Raw genomic sequence first — 18,363 nt, forward strand, 5'->3', positions numbered from 1 at the left:
CGTGCCTTAACCACAGAGAAGGAACACAGATGACCCGTATGACCACTAACGCTGTTGCATCAGCCAGCGGCGCCACTCTGGAAATGTTCGCCGGCATCAAGCGCGCGGTCGGCAAGGTGCCGAATGCGTATGCCAGCATCGGTTCGCAGTCGCCAATGGTGTTGCAGGCCGTCCTGCAAACCAACGGCGCGCTGAAGTCGAACTCCAGTCTTTCGGCGAAGGAACTCGAAGCGATTAATTTGTCGATCAGTCAGAACAGTGCTTGCGACTACTGCTTGGCAGCACACACACTGACTGCGAAGATGGCGGGCTACTCGGTGGAGCAGACACGCAAGTTGCGCTCGGGCCACTACGATGAAGACCCGAAAATCGACGCGTTGGTGAAGTTCGTTCTGTCGCTCGTACGCACGTCCGGAACGGTTCCGCTGGCCGAACTGGAGACCGTCCGCAGCGCTGGTTTCAGCGACACGCAAGTCACGGATGCAATTCTCGCCGTGTCCGCCATCCTGTTCACCAACATGTTCAACCGCGTGAATGATACGACGCTCGACTTTCCCGCCGTAGACTGAGCCAATGCTCCGCCCGCTTTGGCGGGGCATTTCCTATTCGGACGGTTGATGCGCTGCGGCAGTCCATGCAGCGATAAACGTATCGGCAAGCGTTGCGGCAAGCTTCTCACCTGCCGACCATTTCATTGTCTCAAGATGCATGGGCACCGCCACCGCACCGTGAATGGCGACGACAACGCTGTCCGTCGCGAGTTTGAGCGGTATCGGATACCGAGGCAGCGTATCGAAGAAGTCGCGAACCGCCGTTTGATACTGCTGATAAGCGCGAACTGCCACTTCTGAACGCCCGAAGGGTGTGCCATCGACGAGCCTGGTCTGTTCACCCTGGCGTCGCGATCCCGAAAACAGGATCTCATACTGATCGAAATGCGAGCGCCAGTGCTTCAGCATGGCTGACAATAGCTTGCGCAGTCGCGCTGCCGGATCTCCTTCCCTTTGCGTGACAGACGCGATCTCCCCAATGGCATCAGCCAGATCCGTCTCCCGAACAGCGACAAACAGAGCCTGACGGTCGGCGAAGTAGTGATAGATCAACGCGGGCGTATAGCCAGCTTCCGCGGCGATTCCGCGCAACGATACCTTGGCATAGTCCTGCGTTGCAAAGGCACGTCTTCCCGCTTCAATCAGCGCCTGACGGACGGCCGCTTTCTCCTCGGGAGAACGGGCGCGCTTGCCTGCCGTGCGACGAGTCGTCACTCCGGCGTCCAATTCATTTTTTCTGTCCATCGCTTCGTGTAATCGATGCTTCGTTGTTTTGCCCGTCATCTGCGTGTCCGTGCCGTCTGAACGGTGGAAATGCTATCACGCACGCCGATTGGATTCCGTGTTAACCCCGATCGAGATTCCGTCCGCACGTCCTTGCCTGCGTTTAATTTTACATGTTTAATTATAGCAACGACACGCACCAGGCGGTCGAGATCAAGACATCAAGAAGATTGACCATGCCCCACCCACAAGACTTCATCGAGGTTCAGGTCCACGCCGTTGCCATTGCGGCAACGGACGCCCTCACGTTTGAACTAAGAGACCCGGAAGGCGCAATGCTCCCGCCATTCACCGCTGGCGCACACATCGAAATTGCGTTGCCGGGGAACATTGCTCGTCACTATTCGCTGTTGAACAACCCGAATGAGCGACATCGCTATCTAATTGCCGTGCGAAGACAGTCCCAGGGGCGCGGGGGATCTCGGTATATGCATGACGAGCTGCGTGTCGGCGACCGTCTCGCGGTCAGCGCGCCTCGCAACCATTTCCCGCTGAATGAGGCTGCAAGCCGCTCCGTCCTCTTCGCTGGCGGCATCGGCATCACCCCGCTGTACTCAATGATTTCACGGCTTGAGGCGCTAGGTGGGGATTGGGTGTTGCACTATGCCGCTCGAAGTCAACGTCACGCACCACTGCTGGACCTTCTTGAACCGCTGAAGCGCGCGCATCCTGAACGTATCCACCTATATTTCGAGGCGGAGCCGGGCAAACCTGCATTTGACATTCGCAACATCGTCAGCGCGGCCGGCGCCGAGGACCATTTCTACTGCTGCGGCCCAACACCAATGCTTGATGCGTATCAGCAAGCCTGCAAAGACATCGCACCAGCACGTGTTCACATGGAGTACTTCGGCCCGCGCCAGGCCGTGCCACTCGCCTCGGAAAGCGATGCCGGACCTAAGACCTTCGCCATCGACCTGCGCCGGTCCGGAATGTCCCTTTCCGTACCTCCCGACAAGTCCATTCTCGATGTCGTACTTGAAGCAGGCATTGACGCCTCCTTCTCGTGCGGCGAGGGATTCTGTGGCTACTGTCGAACCGCCGTTCTGGATGGTGAACCCGAGCACCGGGACACTGTGCTCGACGAAACGGAGAGAGCTGCTGGAAACGTCATGATGATCTGCTGCTCGCGAAGTTGTACCGACCGGCTAGTACTGGACCTATAAGAACAGCCACTTGAATCAAGGAGACACGATGACATACCCGAGGAACTGCTGGTACGTGGCGGCCATGAGCCATGAGATCGCGCGCGCGCTCACGGCGCGTACATTGCTCAATGAACCCGTCCTATTGTTTCGCCGCGAGGATGGCAGCGTTGCGGCCATTGAGGATCGATGCAGTCATCGGCGAGTATCGCTATCGCTGGGCACGCTGATAGGCGACAGGGTTCAGTGTGGCTATCACGGGCTGCAGTTCGACGGCAACGGCTCGTGCGTCCGAATCCCCGGGCAGGACAGGATCCCGCCTCAGGCATGCATCCGCGCATACCCCGTCGTCGAGCAAGATGGCTTCGTGTGGTTCTGGCCTGGACAGCGAGAGCTGGCTGACGCCTCCACCGTGCCCGACTTCTCGGACACCTGTTCTTCGAACCGGTTTGTCGGTCGGCGTGCGAATACATTGCCCGTTGCCGCACCTTGTCTCTTCAATATTGAGAACGTGCTCGATCTGTCGCATGTCAGTTACGCACATGAGAAAACGGTCGGGACGAGGGAGGTCGCCGAGACGCGGCCCGAAACCGAGATCACCGACGCGTATGTAGAAGTGCGACGCACATGGGATCGTGCAGCGGCGCCCCCTATGTACCAACGACTGTTCGACTGGAAGGAAGTCAAGCGCACGCAAGCCATCCGCTTCTGGCCAGGCGGAAATGTTCGATTGCAGATCACAGTGGAACCGGTTGGCAACACCGAACCGAACCAAGTCCGACATCTGCACGTTGTGGGCCCCTGCACACCAGAAACGGACACGACGCACTTCAAATTCTCCGCGATGTATCGCGACTTCGCGCTGGATGATGGCTCGGTGACGGACACGATCGCCGAGCAGTTCCACAAGACCATCCTGGAGGACAAGGTCTTGATGGAGGACCAGCAACGCAACTGGAATCGCGATGGAGAAGGCGTGACGATGATTGACCTTGCCGTCGATCGTGCACCGCTGGCCGCCAGACGCCTCCTGCTGCGACTCGCACAAAGCGAGCGCCAATAGCACGTCAGCAGTCCAACAATAAAACAAAGGAGACCCACCATGTACCGTCGCAGCTTGCTTGGCATGCTGGCGGCGTTGCCATGTCTGGCAGCGTCACCACTGTATGCCGCATCCAACGCCTATCCGTCCAAGCCCGTCACGATCGTCGTGCCTTATGGCGCCGGCGGCGCGGCTGACGCCCTGATCCGCCCTATCGCGGAAGCTCTGGGTACGGAGTGGAAACAGCCCGTCGTTGTCGACAACCGTCCGGGCGCCAATGGAATGATTGCCACACAACTGGTTAGCAAAGCGTCACCGGACGGCTACACGCTGCTTCTCAATCTGACCGGCATTGTCCAGAACCTCAGCCTCTACAAGAAGGTGTCTTACGATCCCTTCAAGGATCTGCAGGCAATCACCCAGATTGGAACGCAACCTATGGGGCTCGCCGTCGCCCCACGCAGCCCAGCGCGCACCGTACCAGCTCTGCTGGAGATGGCCAAGGCTACACCGGCGGATTTCTCATACGGTTCGTTCGGCACGGGCTCGACGGGGCATATATATGGAGAATTGCTGCGTAGCACTGCACAACTTCAGATTCCTCATCTTCCCTACAAGGGCGAGGCGCCTATGCTGCCAGATCTGATTTCGGGCCGCATTCAGTTCGGCTTCGTCTCGGCCTCGACAGCGGCAACCCGATACCGCGATAAGTCACTTCGGATCCTGGCAGTGACTGGGCCGCGCCGACTGGCCGGCATGCCCGACGTACCGACCTTGGCCGAAGTGGGCTACAAGGGCTTTGAAGCAATAGGCTGGTATGGCCTCTTTGCTCCGGCTGGCACGCCTCGCGCCGTCATCGAAAAGGTATCTGCCGACGTGGCGTCAGTTCTCAAACGCCAGGATATCCAGACACGGATGCGCGACCTGGCTGTCGATCCAACCGGTACTTCGCCAGAAGCATTCTCGCAAGTGATGCGCAACGACTACACAAAATGGGACGGCCTGATCAAGACGTTCCGTATAGAACTGGAATGAACACAATGAGTATGCCCGCTCTGAAATACCCTTCCCTCCTCAATCCACGTTGCCTGATCGATGGGCAGTGGCGCGACGCTGACAGCGCACTGACGTTCGATGTCACGAACCCAGCCAATGGCACAGTGCTGGCGCAAGTTCCTGCGGCCGGCAGCGCCGAGACAGAGCGCGCGATCACTGCGGCAGAGCGCGCCTTGACGACATGGCGTAAGTTGCCCGCGCCCGATCGCGCCGCCAAACTCCGGCGATGGCATGATCTGATGCTCACCCATCTCGAAGATCTTGCGTCGTTGCTGACGGCGGAACAGGGGAAGCCTCTGTCCGACGCTCGCGCCGAGGTGCGCTACGCAGCATCCTTTGTCGACTGGTACGCCGAAGAAGCACGGCGCATCTATGGCGATGTCATTCCCGCCCCGAGTGGGGATCGCCGCATCCTTGCCCTGAAGGAGCCAGTCGGCGTATGTGGAGCAATCACGCCGTGGAATTTTCCGTATGCCATGGTGACGCGTAAGGTGGCGCCAGCCCTTGCGGCAGGCTGCACCATGGTGCTCAAACCAGCGGAACAGACACCGTTGAGCGCTCTCGCTCTTGGCGTCCTGGCGCTGGAAGCCGGCATCCCGGACGGGGTATTCAACATCGTGACAGGAGATCCGGCCATCATCGGCAAGACTTTGACGGACAGTCCTGTGGTCAGGAAAATCAGCTTTACCGGATCGACCGAAGTGGGACGACTGCTGATGCGCCAGTCCGCCACGACACTCAAGAAGCTTTCTTTGGAGTTGGGTGGCAATGCTCCCTTTATTGTCTTCGATGACGCAGATATCGACGAAGCCGTCGCAGGCCTGATGCAGGCGAAGTTCAGGAATGCTGGTCAGGCGTGCATAGCAGCCAACCGCATTTATGTGCAGCGTGGAGTTTACGAAGCATTCTCCAAGCGTCTGTGTGAAACGGTTGCCCGTCTTCGAGTAAGCGCCGGCACCGACGAGGGCGCGGATATCGGCCCGCTGATCGATGGCTCTGCCGTGGAAAAGGTAGAGGCACACCTGGAAGATGCACTTGCACACGGCGCGAAGCTTCTTTGCGGCGGCAAGCGCCATGCGCTCGGTGGCACCTTCTTTGAGCCGACGGTCATCGCGGACGCCACCGAGAATATGGTGCTGGCCCGCGACGAAACATTCGGTCCTCTGGCACCCCTTTTTCCCTTCGACCGTGATGACGATGCCATCGCCGCTGCCAACGCAGTGGAGTATGGGCTTGGCGCCTATCTCTACAGCCGGGATCAACGCCGTATCTGGCGTGCGATCGACGCGCTGGAAACGGGAATGGTGGGGGTCAATAGCGGCATGATCTCCACTGCCGTGGCGCCGTTTGGAGGTATCAAACAATCAGGCCTCGGCAGAGAAGGCTCACGGTACGGCATCGAAGAATATCTCGTGCTGAAATACGTCTGCCTCGGTGGCTTAGCCGCCTGACGATTCTTCGGAGTCGACGCTTCACGATCCGTGGGTCAGACAGGCCATCACGATCAGCGCGGTGTTGGTCAAGGCAAGAATCGCCCACCCGGATAACAGCATGAAGTTTTCCAGCTTGCTCATGGTGGTGCTCCCTGCCAAATACCGGAGGTCGGCCACACGACCGACTTCCGGGTATAGCCGTTCTATCGGGCCAACCGCTCAATCGCCGCAGACACACCCGAGCCATAGGCGGGGTCTGCCTTGGTGCAGTTGGCGATATGGCGCGCCTGAACTACACTCGATGCGCCTTGGATCGCGCGTGCTGTATTGTCGAAAAGCACCTGCTGCTGCTCGGCCGACATCAAGCGGAACAACGCGCCGGGCTGGGAGTAATAGTCATCATCCTCACGATGATTCCACCGTCCCGCAGCCCCTTCCAGAGCCAGCCGAGGAGTTGCGAACTCGGGCTGCTCGATCCACTCGCCTTTGCTGTTGGGATCGTAGGAGACGGCCCCGCCCATATTCCCATCTACACGCATCTGTCCATCGCGATGGTAGCTATGGACCGGGCAGCGCGGGGCATTGACTGGAATCTGGAAATGATTCACACCCAGTCGGTACCGTTGAGCATCACCGTATGCAAACAGGCGCCCTTGCAGCATCTTGTCAGGTGAGAAGCCAATGCCTGGCACGATGTTCGCCGGATTGAAAGCGGCTTGCTCCACATCGGCGAACCAATTTTCCGCGTTTCGGTTTAATTCCATGACGCCGACTTCAATCAGCGGGTAATCCGCGTGCGGCCAGACCTTCGAAAGATCGAACGGGTTGTACGGCGAAGCATCGGCCTGTCCCTCGGTCATTACCTGGATGTACAGTGTCCAGCGCGGGAAATCGTTGCGTTCGATACTGGAATAGAGATCCCGATGTGAACTCTCACGATCGGTGGAGATCAGCGTCTCCGCTTCCGCGTCAGTCAAGTTCTCAATGCCCTGCTGCGTCTTAAGCGTGAACTTGACCCACACGCGCTCATTGGCTGCGTTGATCATGCTGAATGTATGACTGCCGAAACCATGCATGTGTCGGAATGAACGCGGAATCCCACGCTCGCTCATCACGATCGTGACTTGGTGCAGCGCCTCGGGGAGTAACGTCCAGAAATCCCAATTGCTGTCGGCACTGCGCAACCCCGTGCGGGGATCGCGCTTGATGGCGTGGTTCAGATCCGGGAACTTGAGAGGATCTCGCAGGAAGAACACCGGGGTGTTGTTGCCTACCAGATCCCAGTTGCCCTCTTCCGTGTAGAACTTCATGGCGAATCCACGGATATCGCGCTCTGCATCTGCCGCCCCGCGTTCGCCGGCGACGGTGGAGAACCGGGCGAACATCGGCGTCTGCTTGCCCACCTTCGAAAAGATGCTGGCCTTTGTGTAGCGCGTGATGTCGTGGGTCACGGTGAAGGTGCCGAATGCGCCAGAACCCTTCGCATGCATACGGCGTTCAGGAATGACTTCACGGTTGAAATGCGCCAGCTTCTCAAGGAACCAGGCGTCCTGCAGCAGCGCCGGGCCGCGTGGACCGGCCGTCTCGATGTTCTGGTTGTCGGCAACTGGTGCGCCGAAGGCTGTGGTGAGCTTGTTCATTGTGGGTGTTTGCGAGGGATGGGCGCGCTCCGCCCGTTTGACGTGTGTGGAACATGCTCGGCATGTCATGCGTGCACAGGAATGGTATGCAGCGGACTTGCCTGATGCATTCGTCCATGAGTTCGACAAACACTGCACCAGGGATAGACGGCATATACCTAAGGCTACTGAATCTCGACGAAGCAGCCATGGGCATGAATTTGTACCCGCGACGCAATACAGATTCGCTCTCACGTGTATGCAAATCCTCCGACAGAGGGTCTAGATTGAACCGGTGACCGCTGCACGCGTAACACTCAAGACTTACACCATTGGATCGCTCATTGATCCAACCCTCGCACCCCCGATTCAGGAACACCTCATCATGAAGATTGCAGACATCGAAACGATCCACCTGCGCATCCCGTTCTCCGCCGGCGGAAAGTCGGACGACGCCGTGTGGGGCAAGCGCGGCTTGCAGACAGCGGATTCCCTGATTGTGAAAGTCACTACGGACAATGGCCTGGTCGGCTGGGGGGAGACTTTCGGCTTCATGGCAGTGCCGCCGGCCAAGGCGGTGATCGACACGGTACTCAAACCTGAGTTCGTCGGGCGGGACGCCACTCAGATCGAGAAACTGATGCTCGACATGCAGAAGAAATTCCATGTCTTCGGACGCAGCGGCGCCTACCTGCACAGTCTTTCCGCAATCGACATCGCACTATGGGACATTGCGGGCCAATCGGCTGGCATGCCCGTGTATCAATTGCTTGGCGGCAGCGATGCATCCTCTCTTCGCGCATACGCCAGTCTCTCCCGATACTCCGATCCCGACCTCGTCAGTGAAAACGTCAAGCGGGCGGTCGCTGATGGCTTCCGCAATCTGAAGCTGCACGAGATCACCGTGGACGCGGTGCGCGCAGCACGAGAGGCGGCGGGCGACGATGTAGAAATCACCCTGGATGTCAATTGCCCATGGAGCGTCCGCGAAGCGCTCGACATGGCAGAGAAGCTGCGCCCGTTCAACCTGCGATGGCTGGAGGAGCCGGTCTGGCCGCCGGAGAACTACGCGGGCCTGGCCCAGGTTCGCAGGGAAGGAGGTATTCCGGTCGCTGCAGGCGAGAATGCGTCGACACTTATGGACTTCCAGCATCTGCTGGAAGCAGGGGCTGTGGATTTTGTGCAACCCAGTCCGGCAAAAATGGGGGGCGTGACTGAACTCAAAAAGGTGTTCGCTCTCGCAAACGCCCACAACGTCACCGTCATGGTTCATACGTTCTACGATGGCCCCGGTTTGCTTGCCAGCGTCCACACCAGCGCCGCGCTGGGTGGCAGCAACGCCCTCGTGGAATGGCGCTACTTTGATCTCGAGGCGCAAGTCTACGGCGATGCAGTGCTCCCCAAACAGGGCGCTATCGTCGTTCCACAAGGCAGCGGGCTGGGTCTGGAACCCAATCACCATGTGCTTCGCGACTACAGAGTCGCTTGATCCTACCCTTGACCGCCCGGGCGCGCCCGGCGCGCCACCATCCATCGCACATCCGATGCGCCTATGCCCTCCTCGCACTGGCGCCTCGCGAGATCGAGGTACGACATGTTCGAACGTATCGCCGGGCCGTTGGTGCCCGTAGCATTTGTCATCCTGCTTGGCTTTCTTGCCGGCAAGCGTCGGAAGCTGAATCACTCCGACAGCCTGCTTATTAGCAAACTGGTGCTGAATTGGATCTTTCCCGCCCTCCTGCTCGCTGGTATGGCTAGCACACCTCGATCCCAATTGCTCGACCTTCGTTTCGTCGCAGCCACCTTTATCGGAATCATGGGGATGTATGCCATCGCCTTCCTGATCGGATGGCTACAGCATCGCGAGCTGAAGTCGGCAACATTGAAAGGCTTCGTAGTTGGATATCCCGATGCGGCATTCATGGGGATTCCAATCCTTCAGGCGATGTTCGGACCGGCGAGCTTGTATTCGGTGCTTGTCTTGAATCTCGTGGCCAGTCTTGTGATGATTCCGTTGACCACCATGTTGCTCACCGTCGCAAGTGGTAACGGCAACGGTGGGAAGGCATTCATCGACAGCATCGGCAGCGCGGTACGGCGTCCATTGATGTGGGCACCGGCAATCGGCATCGCGTTGTCGCTCATGGAGATAAAATTGCCGCCAATCGCCAACGAGTCGTTGAATCTCATCGGCAAGGCGACCCCGGGCGTCTCCCTGTTCTGCCTCGGGTTGATCATGTCCTCAGTTCGCCTGAACTTGTCCAACGAAGTGTGGATGAATCTCGGACTCAAGTTGCTGGTGCACCCCGCATTGATGATCGGCGCGACCCTTCTCTTGTCAGTGAAGGGGCTCTATGCTCAACAGATGATTCTCCTCTGCGCATTGCCCTCCGCAACAATTCCTGCCATGTTTGCCAATGAGGCCGGGGCCTATCGAAGCGAGGCAGCGACCTCTATTCTCGTCAGTACAGTCGTTTCGCTGCTCACCTTCTCCGTGGCCATCTGGCTCATCGACGGCGGGCTGGCAGCTTAACGGCTGTCACGGAAAGAGGCCTCCGAGACGCTACGGCGATGGCGAGAGCGTTCTCGCCATCGCTCAGTAGCGCTCCGTTGCGCGGCGCTGACGGTACTCTAGCTGCCTCGCGGTCTCAGTGGCGATGTCATCCCCTAGTAACCGGCTTACCAGGTGGAGCGCCATGTCGATACCCGCGGCGAAGCCACCTGATGTCACGATGGGCCCCTCGTCAACCCAGAGTGTGTCGCTCGATACCTTCGCCTTCGGCGCAACGCTTCGGAGTTCTCCGATATCTTCGAAGTGCGTGGTGGCCTCACGGCCGTCAAGAAGGCCGGCTTTCCCTAACAGGAACGCCCCGACGCACACAGAAGCGGTGACCTCCGCCTTGGCGGCGGCGGATTTCAACCACGCCTGGATTGCGGGCTCATCGAGTTCGGCCTGCAACGCCCCGCCAGGAACGATGATGAGATCGAAATCACCACTTCCCTCAATGCCCGAGTGGGCGTTAATGGTCACACCCTCGCGGGTCTTGATCGGCCGCCCTGTCCGACTCACGACCACAGGAACGAAGGGGTGCACCTCCGCCAATCCGAGCTTGATCGCTACCCTTCCGGCCACATCAAATACCTGCCACGGGCCCGCAAATTCTAGTAGTACCACCCCGTCATACACGAAATATCCGATCTTGCGTTGCGCCATTGCAGCCGACTCCCTTGGAATGCTGATCGGCGATCATAGCGACATGACGGCGATGAGATGGCCAGGGCGATACCAAGGTATGCATCCATCACGATGGAGAATGGGCCCCATTCCCTAAGGAGATTGAATGGCCCAAACTATGCGACCTGAGGAAGGCAAGCGGTGTGAAATCAGCAAGCCAGCAGAGCCAAAGCTTATCAAGCCATAGCACTAGGTGTAAGAAAGTCTTCCACTGCTCGAAGGCGCTGGCGTTCGCCCATTGCGGGCGAGCGCCAGGTAAGACTTTCGATTTTCACTTGCACGTCACGCTAGAGATGGCAGTAGAGGCGTGCGCCTGATGCAATTGGGCTGCTGTCGCGCGCTGTTCGGCGCGCTTTGCCTCGCGAGCCTTTTCGATGACATAGAAGTCCGGGCCGGCAATCGCAGAGATGGAGAAAGATGCAGCGAGGAGTGTAGCGCCGAGAAAAAGAGTGGTTTTCATGATTTAAGAAAACAGGCCGGTCAGACCTGGAAAGTGTTGAAGAAATCCCGCGCTTGGCGCGGTACGGTATTGACAGAGTGCTACGCACGCTCAAGCAGCCTGCGTACGCCGTCGCACCAACACGCCGTGCAGATCTTTCCGGCGGAGGGCCCGTCTTTAGGAGACCGACGCCCGTTCGGGACGCCTTGCACGCGCAGTCATTTCGATAGCGGCACGTAAAGAAGTCTAGTCACCCTTTCTCACTTGATTGATGATTTAAAGGGACACGCGTCAGTCGTATTTCTCATGTGCATGCAAGGTGATGGCAAGCACGACGAGTGCGCTCTGAACGCCTGCCACCAAGTCGCGATCGTGCATCAGCGATATTTGGGCAATGGACGCCTCGACCGCTGCCAGCAGCCTCGGTGGAACTGCGACGACACGGCCCGATCTGGACTGAGCGCGGTAATGCCGCGCAACAATGCTCAGCACGCGCCGTACGGATTTGCGCCCGTTTGTGGGCAATTCCGGCAGCACCTGTTGCAATGCGAGCGTGCAGTAACCGACCTGCAATTCGGTGAATCCATCCGAGGCGATCCGACCGCGGCTGGCCCCAAGGCGGGGCGTCAGTTGACCAAGCCGATCGAGCATCCGTGCGCCTAGCCGTGAATGCACGTCTGCTGCACGCCGGGTAGCAGCGAGCGCCAAATCTCCCCAGCTTGCGTGAATCAGTCGCTGAGCGGCAACATGTGCGCCAAATGGCCGAGCAAGCATCGCGCAGATTGGGGCGGAAAGCGTAGCTGCGGCGTTAGCCAGGTTGGTGTTGAACACACCGATGAAGTTGGTGTCATAAAGGCTCTGCACATTGGCAAATGATGCCGTGTTGACCGACAAAAGTATGGCAACAAGGTTGAATCCCGGCCGCCCCATCAATAAGCCGATACCGAGGTATGGCAGCGCCAGCATGCCAACGAGGGTCTCGAAATTGTGGGCATGCGGTACTACCAGGAACAGATAGAACGACGAGATTGCGAGACAGCCGACGCTCCAGCGAACGAACGAGCGAATGTGCAGTCGCGGCTCATCGATCGTCGCAAACAGGCAGCCAGCTACTGCTGCGATGGCTACGGGTCCTCCTCCGTCTTCCCAGCCCGAGAGGATCCAGAGTAACCCGATGAGGAAGACCGACAATCCGGCCGAGAGTGAACCGATTAGCAGCATGAAGTGGTCATGATGAAGCGCAGCCGCTTCATTCGATTCGCTGGCGTCAGTGACTCGATCCGGTACCCTCGTGGCAGATTCGCCGATGTATTCCAAGAGATCCGCACAACCGCTCATCAGGATGTCGTACTGCGTCTGGAGATATCCAACCGTCTCAACGAGAGATTGCTGAGGAGATATGGACGGTGTTCCTGTGCGCATTGCCTGCAAGACACTATCGAGGCCGGAGAGCACCGGTATCACGCGCCCCATGCGTGCACGGAGTCTTCGCGCACGGCCCACGGTTCGCCGGCTTTCCGAGTCGAAGGACAGTTGCTCGATCATATGATCCAGCGCCAACATATCGGCGGCCATGCGATGGCGGCTGACGCCTGAACGGGGACTGTCAGACGCGATGTCCGCAGCCCAGGTCGCGGCGTCATCGAGCCAGATTCTCACTTTTTCGCGTAACGCAGGTGCGATCTTGGCGGGGAAAATGATGGAACCTACTAACGCGGCGCAAGCGATCCCAACTACGATCTCTTCGATGCGCGCAACCGCAATGTCGAAAATGTCTGTCGGGTGGGTAACCGTGGGCAATGCAACGATGGGCAAGGTGTACGCAGCGAGCAGGAACACATATCCACGAGGCCCACGCTGCAGCGCGGACAGATAGACCAGCAGCGCAATCCAAAGTGCAATGACGGCCATCATCACAATTGGCATGTTGACGAGCAACGGTACTGTGATGACCGCCGCTGCCGCACCGAGCACCGTTCCCGCTACGCGATAAGCGGCCTTGGAACGTGTCGCCCCGCTAAGTGGATTCGATACGAAGTAGACCGTTGCCATGGCCCAATACGGACGCGACAGACCAAAGTACAGGGCAATGTAGAGCGCCAGCATTGCCGCCATGAAGGCCTTCAGCGAGAACAGCCATTGCCGCGCGTGCAGCCAGCTAGCCATGATTTTTTCTGAACCGGATGGCCAGTGAAGTTGAAGCTTGGGTCCGGAAGTGTAGTCGCCGAGCAAACGTTTTCTTCATGATTTAATATGCTGTGACAGAGTCGATATTTTCATAAGTTAGAAACATGCCAATCGACGTCCGCGCGTTGCGCTATTTCGTTGAAACAGTCCGCCTCAAAAGCTTTACTCAAGCTGCGGCTTCCCTTTTCGTCACACAGTCCACGATCAGCAAGATGGTCCGACAACTCGAAGACGAGATTGGACAGCCACTGCTGATCCGCGAAGGCAAGTCGGTACGGCTGACGGATGTCGGCAAGGTCGTCTACGACCGTGGACAGGAAACCCTCGGCGTCGTACATCGGTTGACATTGGAAGTTGCCGATCTCTCATCTTTGGGCCGTGGCCAACTTACGGTTGGAATCCCACCAATGGCCAACCTCTTCATTTCGCCGGCAGTCAGTGCCTTCGTTAAGCGTTATCCCAATCTGCAGCTCACGCTTTCGGAGCACGGCGGACACCATATCGAGCAGCAGGTGGCCAGCAGTGCGCTCGAGGTCGGCGCTACGGTAGTGCCATGCGACATCGCGCTAGGCCTGGAGGCGCGCCAGTTTGCCAAGTATCCAATCTGGGTGGTGGGACCACGGCACGCTACGTGGGCAGGTGGACAAACAGTGTCCCTGCATGCCTTGCGCAACGAGCCATTGGTGATGCTGACTGACGAATTCGCACTCGCGCACAAACTCCGTCACGCCTTTGTCGAAGCCCGCATCGAGCCGCGGGTGGTGGCACAGAGCGGACATTGGGAGTTTTTGGCATCGATGGCAGAAGCTGGATTGGGCACGACTTTTCTGCCAGAACCGCTGTTGGCACGGTTAGAGCCGCGAGAAGGGCTTGCCGTCGCTCGCCTGACCGAACCCACCATCGATTGGGCGCTGGCTCACATTTGGTCGCCTGGTCGCTATCTTTCGCATGCGGCAAGAGCGTGGCTCCAGGTTTGCAGCGAGGTGATGTGACCCGCAGGCTGAGTTGCGAGGCGGAATATGTGAGCGATGTCCGATTCCTGCGATCCAATGTCTAGTCCGCCCCAAGCCGTTTCAACGCGTTCTCCGCTTGCCGATTCCCCTGATTCTGTGCGGTGCGGAGCGGTGTGTTGCCGTGTGCGCCCTGATGGTTTGGATCTGCACCGTGGGCGATCAGATCGGGCATGAACGCATAGCGACCGAACAACGTGGCGAATGTCAGCGCAGTCTCACCGCTGTTGTTCTCCTGATTGAGGTCGCACGGGGTGTCAAGCAGCGCCTTCGCCGCCGCGAGCTCGCCCTTGAACAAAGCGCCCATAAGGGCGGTATTTCCGCTCTTGTCGCCCAGACAGGCATCGGCGCCAGTTCGTACAAGCTGTCGTACCGTCTCCTCTTGCCCGTTATAGGCAGCCAGGATAACGGCAGTGAAGCCACGCGCGTTCGCGCGATCGACCGGATATCCAGCGTTCAGCAAACTCTCGAGAATGTCCCATCGTCCCTGACGTGCTGCGGCAAACCAGTATTCATCGTATTGGCTTGCAGTCACACGCTCACCGTATGCAAGCATTGGTTGCTTGATCGGCTCGCGGCTGGCACAGCCGCCAAGCAACCACGACGCGCACAGCGCAAGGCCAAATAGCAATATTCGGATTGAGGAAGATCTCATGATGTCACCCCAGACAAGGTGGAAATACTGCGATGCCCGATCCATGAGCCGGTCGGGCATCGCAGTGACATCGATCAGTCGTCCGACAGCTTGTCCGACAATGCCTTCACCTTGGTGCCGTCAGCATTGAGGGTCTTGACGAGTCGCATGCCAAGCCCACCATCCGCCTTGTTGAAGTAAGAGAGCATCGTGTAAAGATTGGTCTCGTTGCGAACTTTGCGCAGATCGCCCGACAGCGCGGTAACGAGATCGACCTTGTCCTGCTCGGACAACGAACGGAAGTACACGCCGGCCTGCTTGAACGGCTGCTTCTTGTCAATCGCGCTTTGCTGCGAGGTGCCCGACAGCGGCAGGTTTGAATACTTGTACTTCGCATCCTGCGCAATCTCGGCGATGGCCGATGGTTCGTAGTTGACGTCGCCGCCGCGACCACTTGCATTCATCGAGCCATCCTGGTTGTTGTTGCGCACAGGCACCAGAGGCTTGTTGATGGGCAGCGCGTTATAGTTCGCACCGAGTCGGTACATCTGCGTATCCGCATATGCGAATCCACGACCTTGCAGCATACGGTCTTCAGACAGCTCTATGCCCGGTACCAGTCGCGAAGGAGCGAAGGCCGATTCTTCGGTGCTTTCGAAATAGTTGTCGGGAATACGGTTCAGCACCATCGTTCCCACCTTGCGTTCCGGAACTCCGAGCCATTCTTTGGTGTCGTCAAGCGCATCAAAATCGAACTGCTGGAGTTCGGACGGCTTGAGTACCTGAATGTAAAGATCCCATTTTGGGAAGTCGCCCTTCTGGATCGCGCCGTACAGATCGTTGGACGTGAGGTTCCAGTCCTTGCCGATCGACGCAGCGATCTCGTGAGGCCGCAGCCCATGAACGCCTTGTTGACTCTTCCAGTGGAACTTGACGTAGTGCACCTCGCCACGCGCATTGATGAACTTGAACGCATGCACGCCGAAGCCATCCATCTTGCGGTAGGAGTCTGGCATGCCCTCCTTGCTGTACAAGTGCGTCAGCATGTTGGTGGCTTCGGGCGTGTGCGCAAAGAAATCGAACGCCAGATCGGCATCCTGCACGCCAGTGACAGCACTTGGCTTATTCGCGTGCACAAAGTCCGGGAATTTGATCGCATCGCGGATGAAGAACATCGGCCAATTGATACCGACCATGTCCCAGTTGCCCTGCTGCGTGTAGAACTTGATAGCGAAACCGCGCGGATCGCGCGCCTGCTCAGGCGATCCACGATAGCCCATTACGGTCGAGAAGCGTACGAACACCGGCGTCCGGGATCCGGGTGCAAACACCTGCGCCACCGAGAGATCGCTCAGGTCTTCGGTCGGCACAAACTCCCCGAATGCACCCGTCCCCCGGGCATGCACCACGCGCTCCGGAATGCGCTCGCGATCAAAGCGCTGAAGCTTCTCGATCAAATGGGAATCCTGGAGGAGAACCGGACCACTCGAGCCAGCAGTCTGCGAGTTCTGGTTATCGCCCACGGGCGACCCATTGTCACGCGTCATCTGAGCGTGAGCGAACGGAATGGATACAGCGAGAGCGAGGGACAGCGCTGCACGCAGTGATGTTTTTTTTCGGCTATGCATGGTAATTCGATTCGGAGGGGCTCAATATTGGGAATGCAGCGTCATACGACGAAGCAAGGGGAATTTAGTCCCGCACGTAGATTGATTCCAATATCGAATTCCAATCGAACCGATAGCGAATCCAACGTATGTCTATCACCTTACCGATTTCCAGTCGTCGGAACCTAACCCTTTCACCAAATGTGGACCGACCACCTAACCTAAAAGGCGCATTTTTACTCGAACAGCATACTATGGTATGCGATGCGGCACCCATGGCATGAAGCGGGCTATATTCATGTCCCGCGCTCGTTGATAAATATTTATCTTGGTCTCTTTTATGCATACCAAGGAACTATTTAATCTGTAATCGAAGAAAAATAAATCATTCAGAATATGATTTTGTTCCTCACATGGCAGACCCGCGGTAAATATTTATTATGTGAGACTGAATTAATACGATCCGCCCGCAGACTCACATGAAATGCCTGTTCGCAAGTAACGCAAGATGCAGATCGGAGGTTCCCGCGATTTCAGCTTCATCGACGATGACCATGTTTGAGCGGCGCAGGGGCAATCGACGAGTCAAGCACCGGGATCCCGCAGGATTCCCGGCTCCGAGAGCGACTCAATGAGGGCTGAAGGCATGCTGGGGAAGTCGCAACAACGAATCATTGCGCTTCATAAGGTAGGGATCCAGACTCACGCTCGGCCGCCTGTGCAGACATTCTAGAAAGGCGGCCATCGCAGACGTCTCGAAGGCTTCCTTGCGCCGGATGAAGCAGGTAGGCGCCCTAGCCACGCTCACATCGACCTGATGTGTGAAGAAGTTCGACTGCGATTGATATCGATCGACGACTTCTCGCGGCAGGAGCGATATCCCCACGTCTGCAGCGATGCATCCGAGAATGCCGTCGAGAGATCCAAATTCGAGCCGCTTGAACGAAGGCTTTCCGATCTGTGCCAACAACTGCTCGAGCCGCTGTCGATAGGAACAACCAGTCCGGAAAAGCAGCGCGGTGATCGGACTCGGATCGGTGCGCAACGCAGATAGGTCGGGCCAGCGACGCGAGGTGACCAGAACAAGCTCTTCTTCAAATGCGCGCTCTACCCTCAACTCTGGATGGTCGATCGGACCTGCAACGAATGCACCATCGACCTCGCCCAAGAGCACCTTCTCCATTAGGTCTGCTGTAGGGCCAGTGCGTACGACCAATTGCACTTCCGGACATCTGGAACCGAACGCGGCCAGCACGGGCGGCAAGCGAACCGCCACGGTCGTCTCCATCGTTCCGAGCGTCAATGTCCCTCTCGGCTGACCATCTTCCCGTACGGTGGCCATTGCCTCCTGCAGCAATGCCGCGGCGCGAGCGGCGTAGGGTAACAAGCGCTCGCCTGCGCTGGTGAGCGCTACTCCTCTGCTATGTCGCTCGAATAGCAGGACACCGACCTCGTCTTCTAACGCCTTGATGCGGTTCGTCACGTTGGACTGAACAGTGTGCAACTCCTTTGCCGCTCGAGTGATGCCTTCGCATCGCGCAACAGCCGCGAAGGTGGCCAAATCCGTTACGTCCATTCGATTTCTCCCTAGGATCGCAGGCCTAATCAGCCATACCCAAAAC

16 protein-coding genes are annotated in these 18,363 nt (G+C 58.1%); 8 read left to right on the forward strand and 8 right to left on the reverse strand.

The window, feature by feature from the left end; all coding sequences use genetic code 11:
* The first annotated feature begins 29 nt into the window (after positions 1-29).
* Positions 30-569, forward strand: coding sequence for a carboxymuconolactone decarboxylase family protein (locus FFS21_RS06840; RefSeq protein ID WP_137924161.1), 540 nt, complete (start codon positions 30-32; stop codon positions 567-569).
* 33 nt (positions 570-602) lie between these two features.
* On the opposite strand, the gene FFS21_RS06845 is transcribed toward FFS21_RS06840, so the two are convergent.
* Entirely contained in the window at positions 603-1,334 is a 732-nt protein-coding gene (locus FFS21_RS06845; RefSeq protein WP_212745221.1) for a TetR/AcrR family transcriptional regulator, read from the reverse strand.
* A 113-nt stretch (positions 1,335-1,447) separates the two neighbouring features.
* Here FFS21_RS06845 and FFS21_RS06850 point away from each other — a divergent pair, with 113 nt between their 5' ends.
* The 4 genes from FFS21_RS06850 to FFS21_RS06865 are packed head-to-tail and all read left to right on the forward strand — an operon-like array spanning position 1,448 to position 6,028.
* Positions 1,448-2,500, forward strand: a complete 1,053-nt coding sequence (locus FFS21_RS06850) for a PDR/VanB family oxidoreductase (protein WP_249359200.1) — start codon at positions 1,448-1,450, stop codon at positions 2,498-2,500.
* A gap of 28 nt (positions 2,501-2,528) precedes the next feature.
* Positions 2,529-3,542 (forward strand): Rieske 2Fe-2S domain-containing protein, encoded by a 1,014-nt coding sequence (locus FFS21_RS06855; protein WP_137924253.1) that lies wholly within the window; start codon positions 2,529-2,531, stop codon positions 3,540-3,542.
* A 39-nt stretch (positions 3,543-3,581) separates the two neighbouring features.
* Complete coding sequence (locus tag FFS21_RS06860) at positions 3,582-4,556, forward strand: Bug family tripartite tricarboxylate transporter substrate binding protein (RefSeq protein ID WP_137924162.1); 975 nt, start codon at positions 3,582-3,584, stop codon at positions 4,554-4,556.
* Positions 4,557-4,567: 11 nt separating this feature from the next.
* Positions 4,568-6,028, forward strand: a complete 1,461-nt coding sequence (locus tag FFS21_RS06865) for an NAD-dependent succinate-semialdehyde dehydrogenase (protein WP_137924254.1) — start codon at positions 4,568-4,570, stop codon at positions 6,026-6,028.
* A gap of 185 nt (positions 6,029-6,213) precedes the next feature.
* Here FFS21_RS06865 and FFS21_RS06870 read toward each other — a convergent pair whose 3' ends face one another.
* Positions 6,214-7,650 (reverse strand): catalase, encoded by a 1,437-nt coding sequence (locus FFS21_RS06870; RefSeq protein WP_137924163.1) that lies wholly within the window; start codon positions 7,648-7,650, stop codon positions 6,214-6,216.
* Between the two features lie 364 nt (positions 7,651-8,014).
* On the opposite strand from FFS21_RS06870, the gene FFS21_RS06875 reads away from it, so the two are divergent.
* Both FFS21_RS06875 and FFS21_RS06880 read left to right on the forward strand, forming a co-directional pair.
* The gene (locus tag FFS21_RS06875) at positions 8,015-9,118 is read left to right on the forward strand and encodes a mandelate racemase/muconate lactonizing enzyme family protein (protein WP_137924164.1); all 1,104 of its coding nucleotides are present in this window, start codon (positions 8,015-8,017) and stop codon (positions 9,116-9,118) included.
* 105 nt (positions 9,119-9,223) lie between these two features.
* Entirely contained in the window at positions 9,224-10,162 is a 939-nt protein-coding gene (locus tag FFS21_RS06880; RefSeq protein WP_137924165.1) for an AEC family transporter, read from the forward strand.
* Between the two features lie 63 nt (positions 10,163-10,225).
* On the opposite strand, the gene FFS21_RS06885 is transcribed toward FFS21_RS06880, so the two are convergent.
* The 3 genes from FFS21_RS06885 to FFS21_RS06895 form a co-directional block, all read right to left on the reverse strand.
* Entirely contained in the window at positions 10,226-10,843 is a 618-nt protein-coding gene (locus tag FFS21_RS06885) for a DJ-1/PfpI family protein (RefSeq protein WP_137924166.1), read from the reverse strand.
* A gap of 292 nt (positions 10,844-11,135) precedes the next feature.
* Positions 11,136-11,324 carry a hypothetical protein gene (locus FFS21_RS06890; RefSeq protein WP_137924167.1) on the reverse strand — a complete coding sequence of 63 codons (189 nt, stop codon included), beginning with the start codon at positions 11,322-11,324 and terminating at the stop codon, positions 11,136-11,138.
* Between the two features lie 270 nt (positions 11,325-11,594).
* Complete coding sequence (locus tag FFS21_RS06895; RefSeq protein WP_137924168.1) at positions 11,595-13,469, reverse strand: FUSC family protein; 1,875 nt, start codon at positions 13,467-13,469, stop codon at positions 11,595-11,597.
* Positions 13,470-13,594: 125 nt separating this feature from the next.
* Here FFS21_RS06895 and FFS21_RS06900 point away from each other — a divergent pair, with 125 nt between their 5' ends.
* Entirely contained in the window at positions 13,595-14,482 is an 888-nt protein-coding gene (locus FFS21_RS06900; RefSeq protein WP_137924169.1) for a LysR family transcriptional regulator, read from the forward strand.
* Between the two features lie 61 nt (positions 14,483-14,543).
* On the opposite strand, the gene FFS21_RS06905 is transcribed toward FFS21_RS06900, so the two are convergent.
* The 3 genes from FFS21_RS06905 to FFS21_RS06915 form a co-directional block, all read right to left on the reverse strand.
* Positions 14,544-15,200 carry an ankyrin repeat domain-containing protein gene (locus FFS21_RS06905; RefSeq protein ID WP_249359205.1) on the reverse strand — a complete coding sequence of 219 codons (657 nt, stop codon included), beginning with the start codon at positions 15,198-15,200 and terminating at the stop codon, positions 14,544-14,546.
* Between the two features lie 29 nt (positions 15,201-15,229).
* Positions 15,230-16,762: a catalase gene (locus FFS21_RS06910; protein WP_283205138.1), complete on the reverse strand. Its 1,533-nt coding sequence runs from the start codon at positions 16,760-16,762 to the stop codon at positions 15,230-15,232.
* A gap of 607 nt (positions 16,763-17,369) precedes the next feature.
* Positions 17,370-18,317 carry a LysR family transcriptional regulator gene (locus FFS21_RS06915; RefSeq protein ID WP_137924171.1) on the reverse strand — a complete coding sequence of 316 codons (948 nt, stop codon included), beginning with the start codon at positions 18,315-18,317 and terminating at the stop codon, positions 17,370-17,372.
* Between the last annotated feature and the right edge of the window lie 46 nt (positions 18,318-18,363).

This window comes from Cupriavidus sp. 2SB (assembly GCF_005503625.1).
Classification (GTDB): Bacteria; Pseudomonadota; Gammaproteobacteria; order Burkholderiales; family Burkholderiaceae; genus Cupriavidus.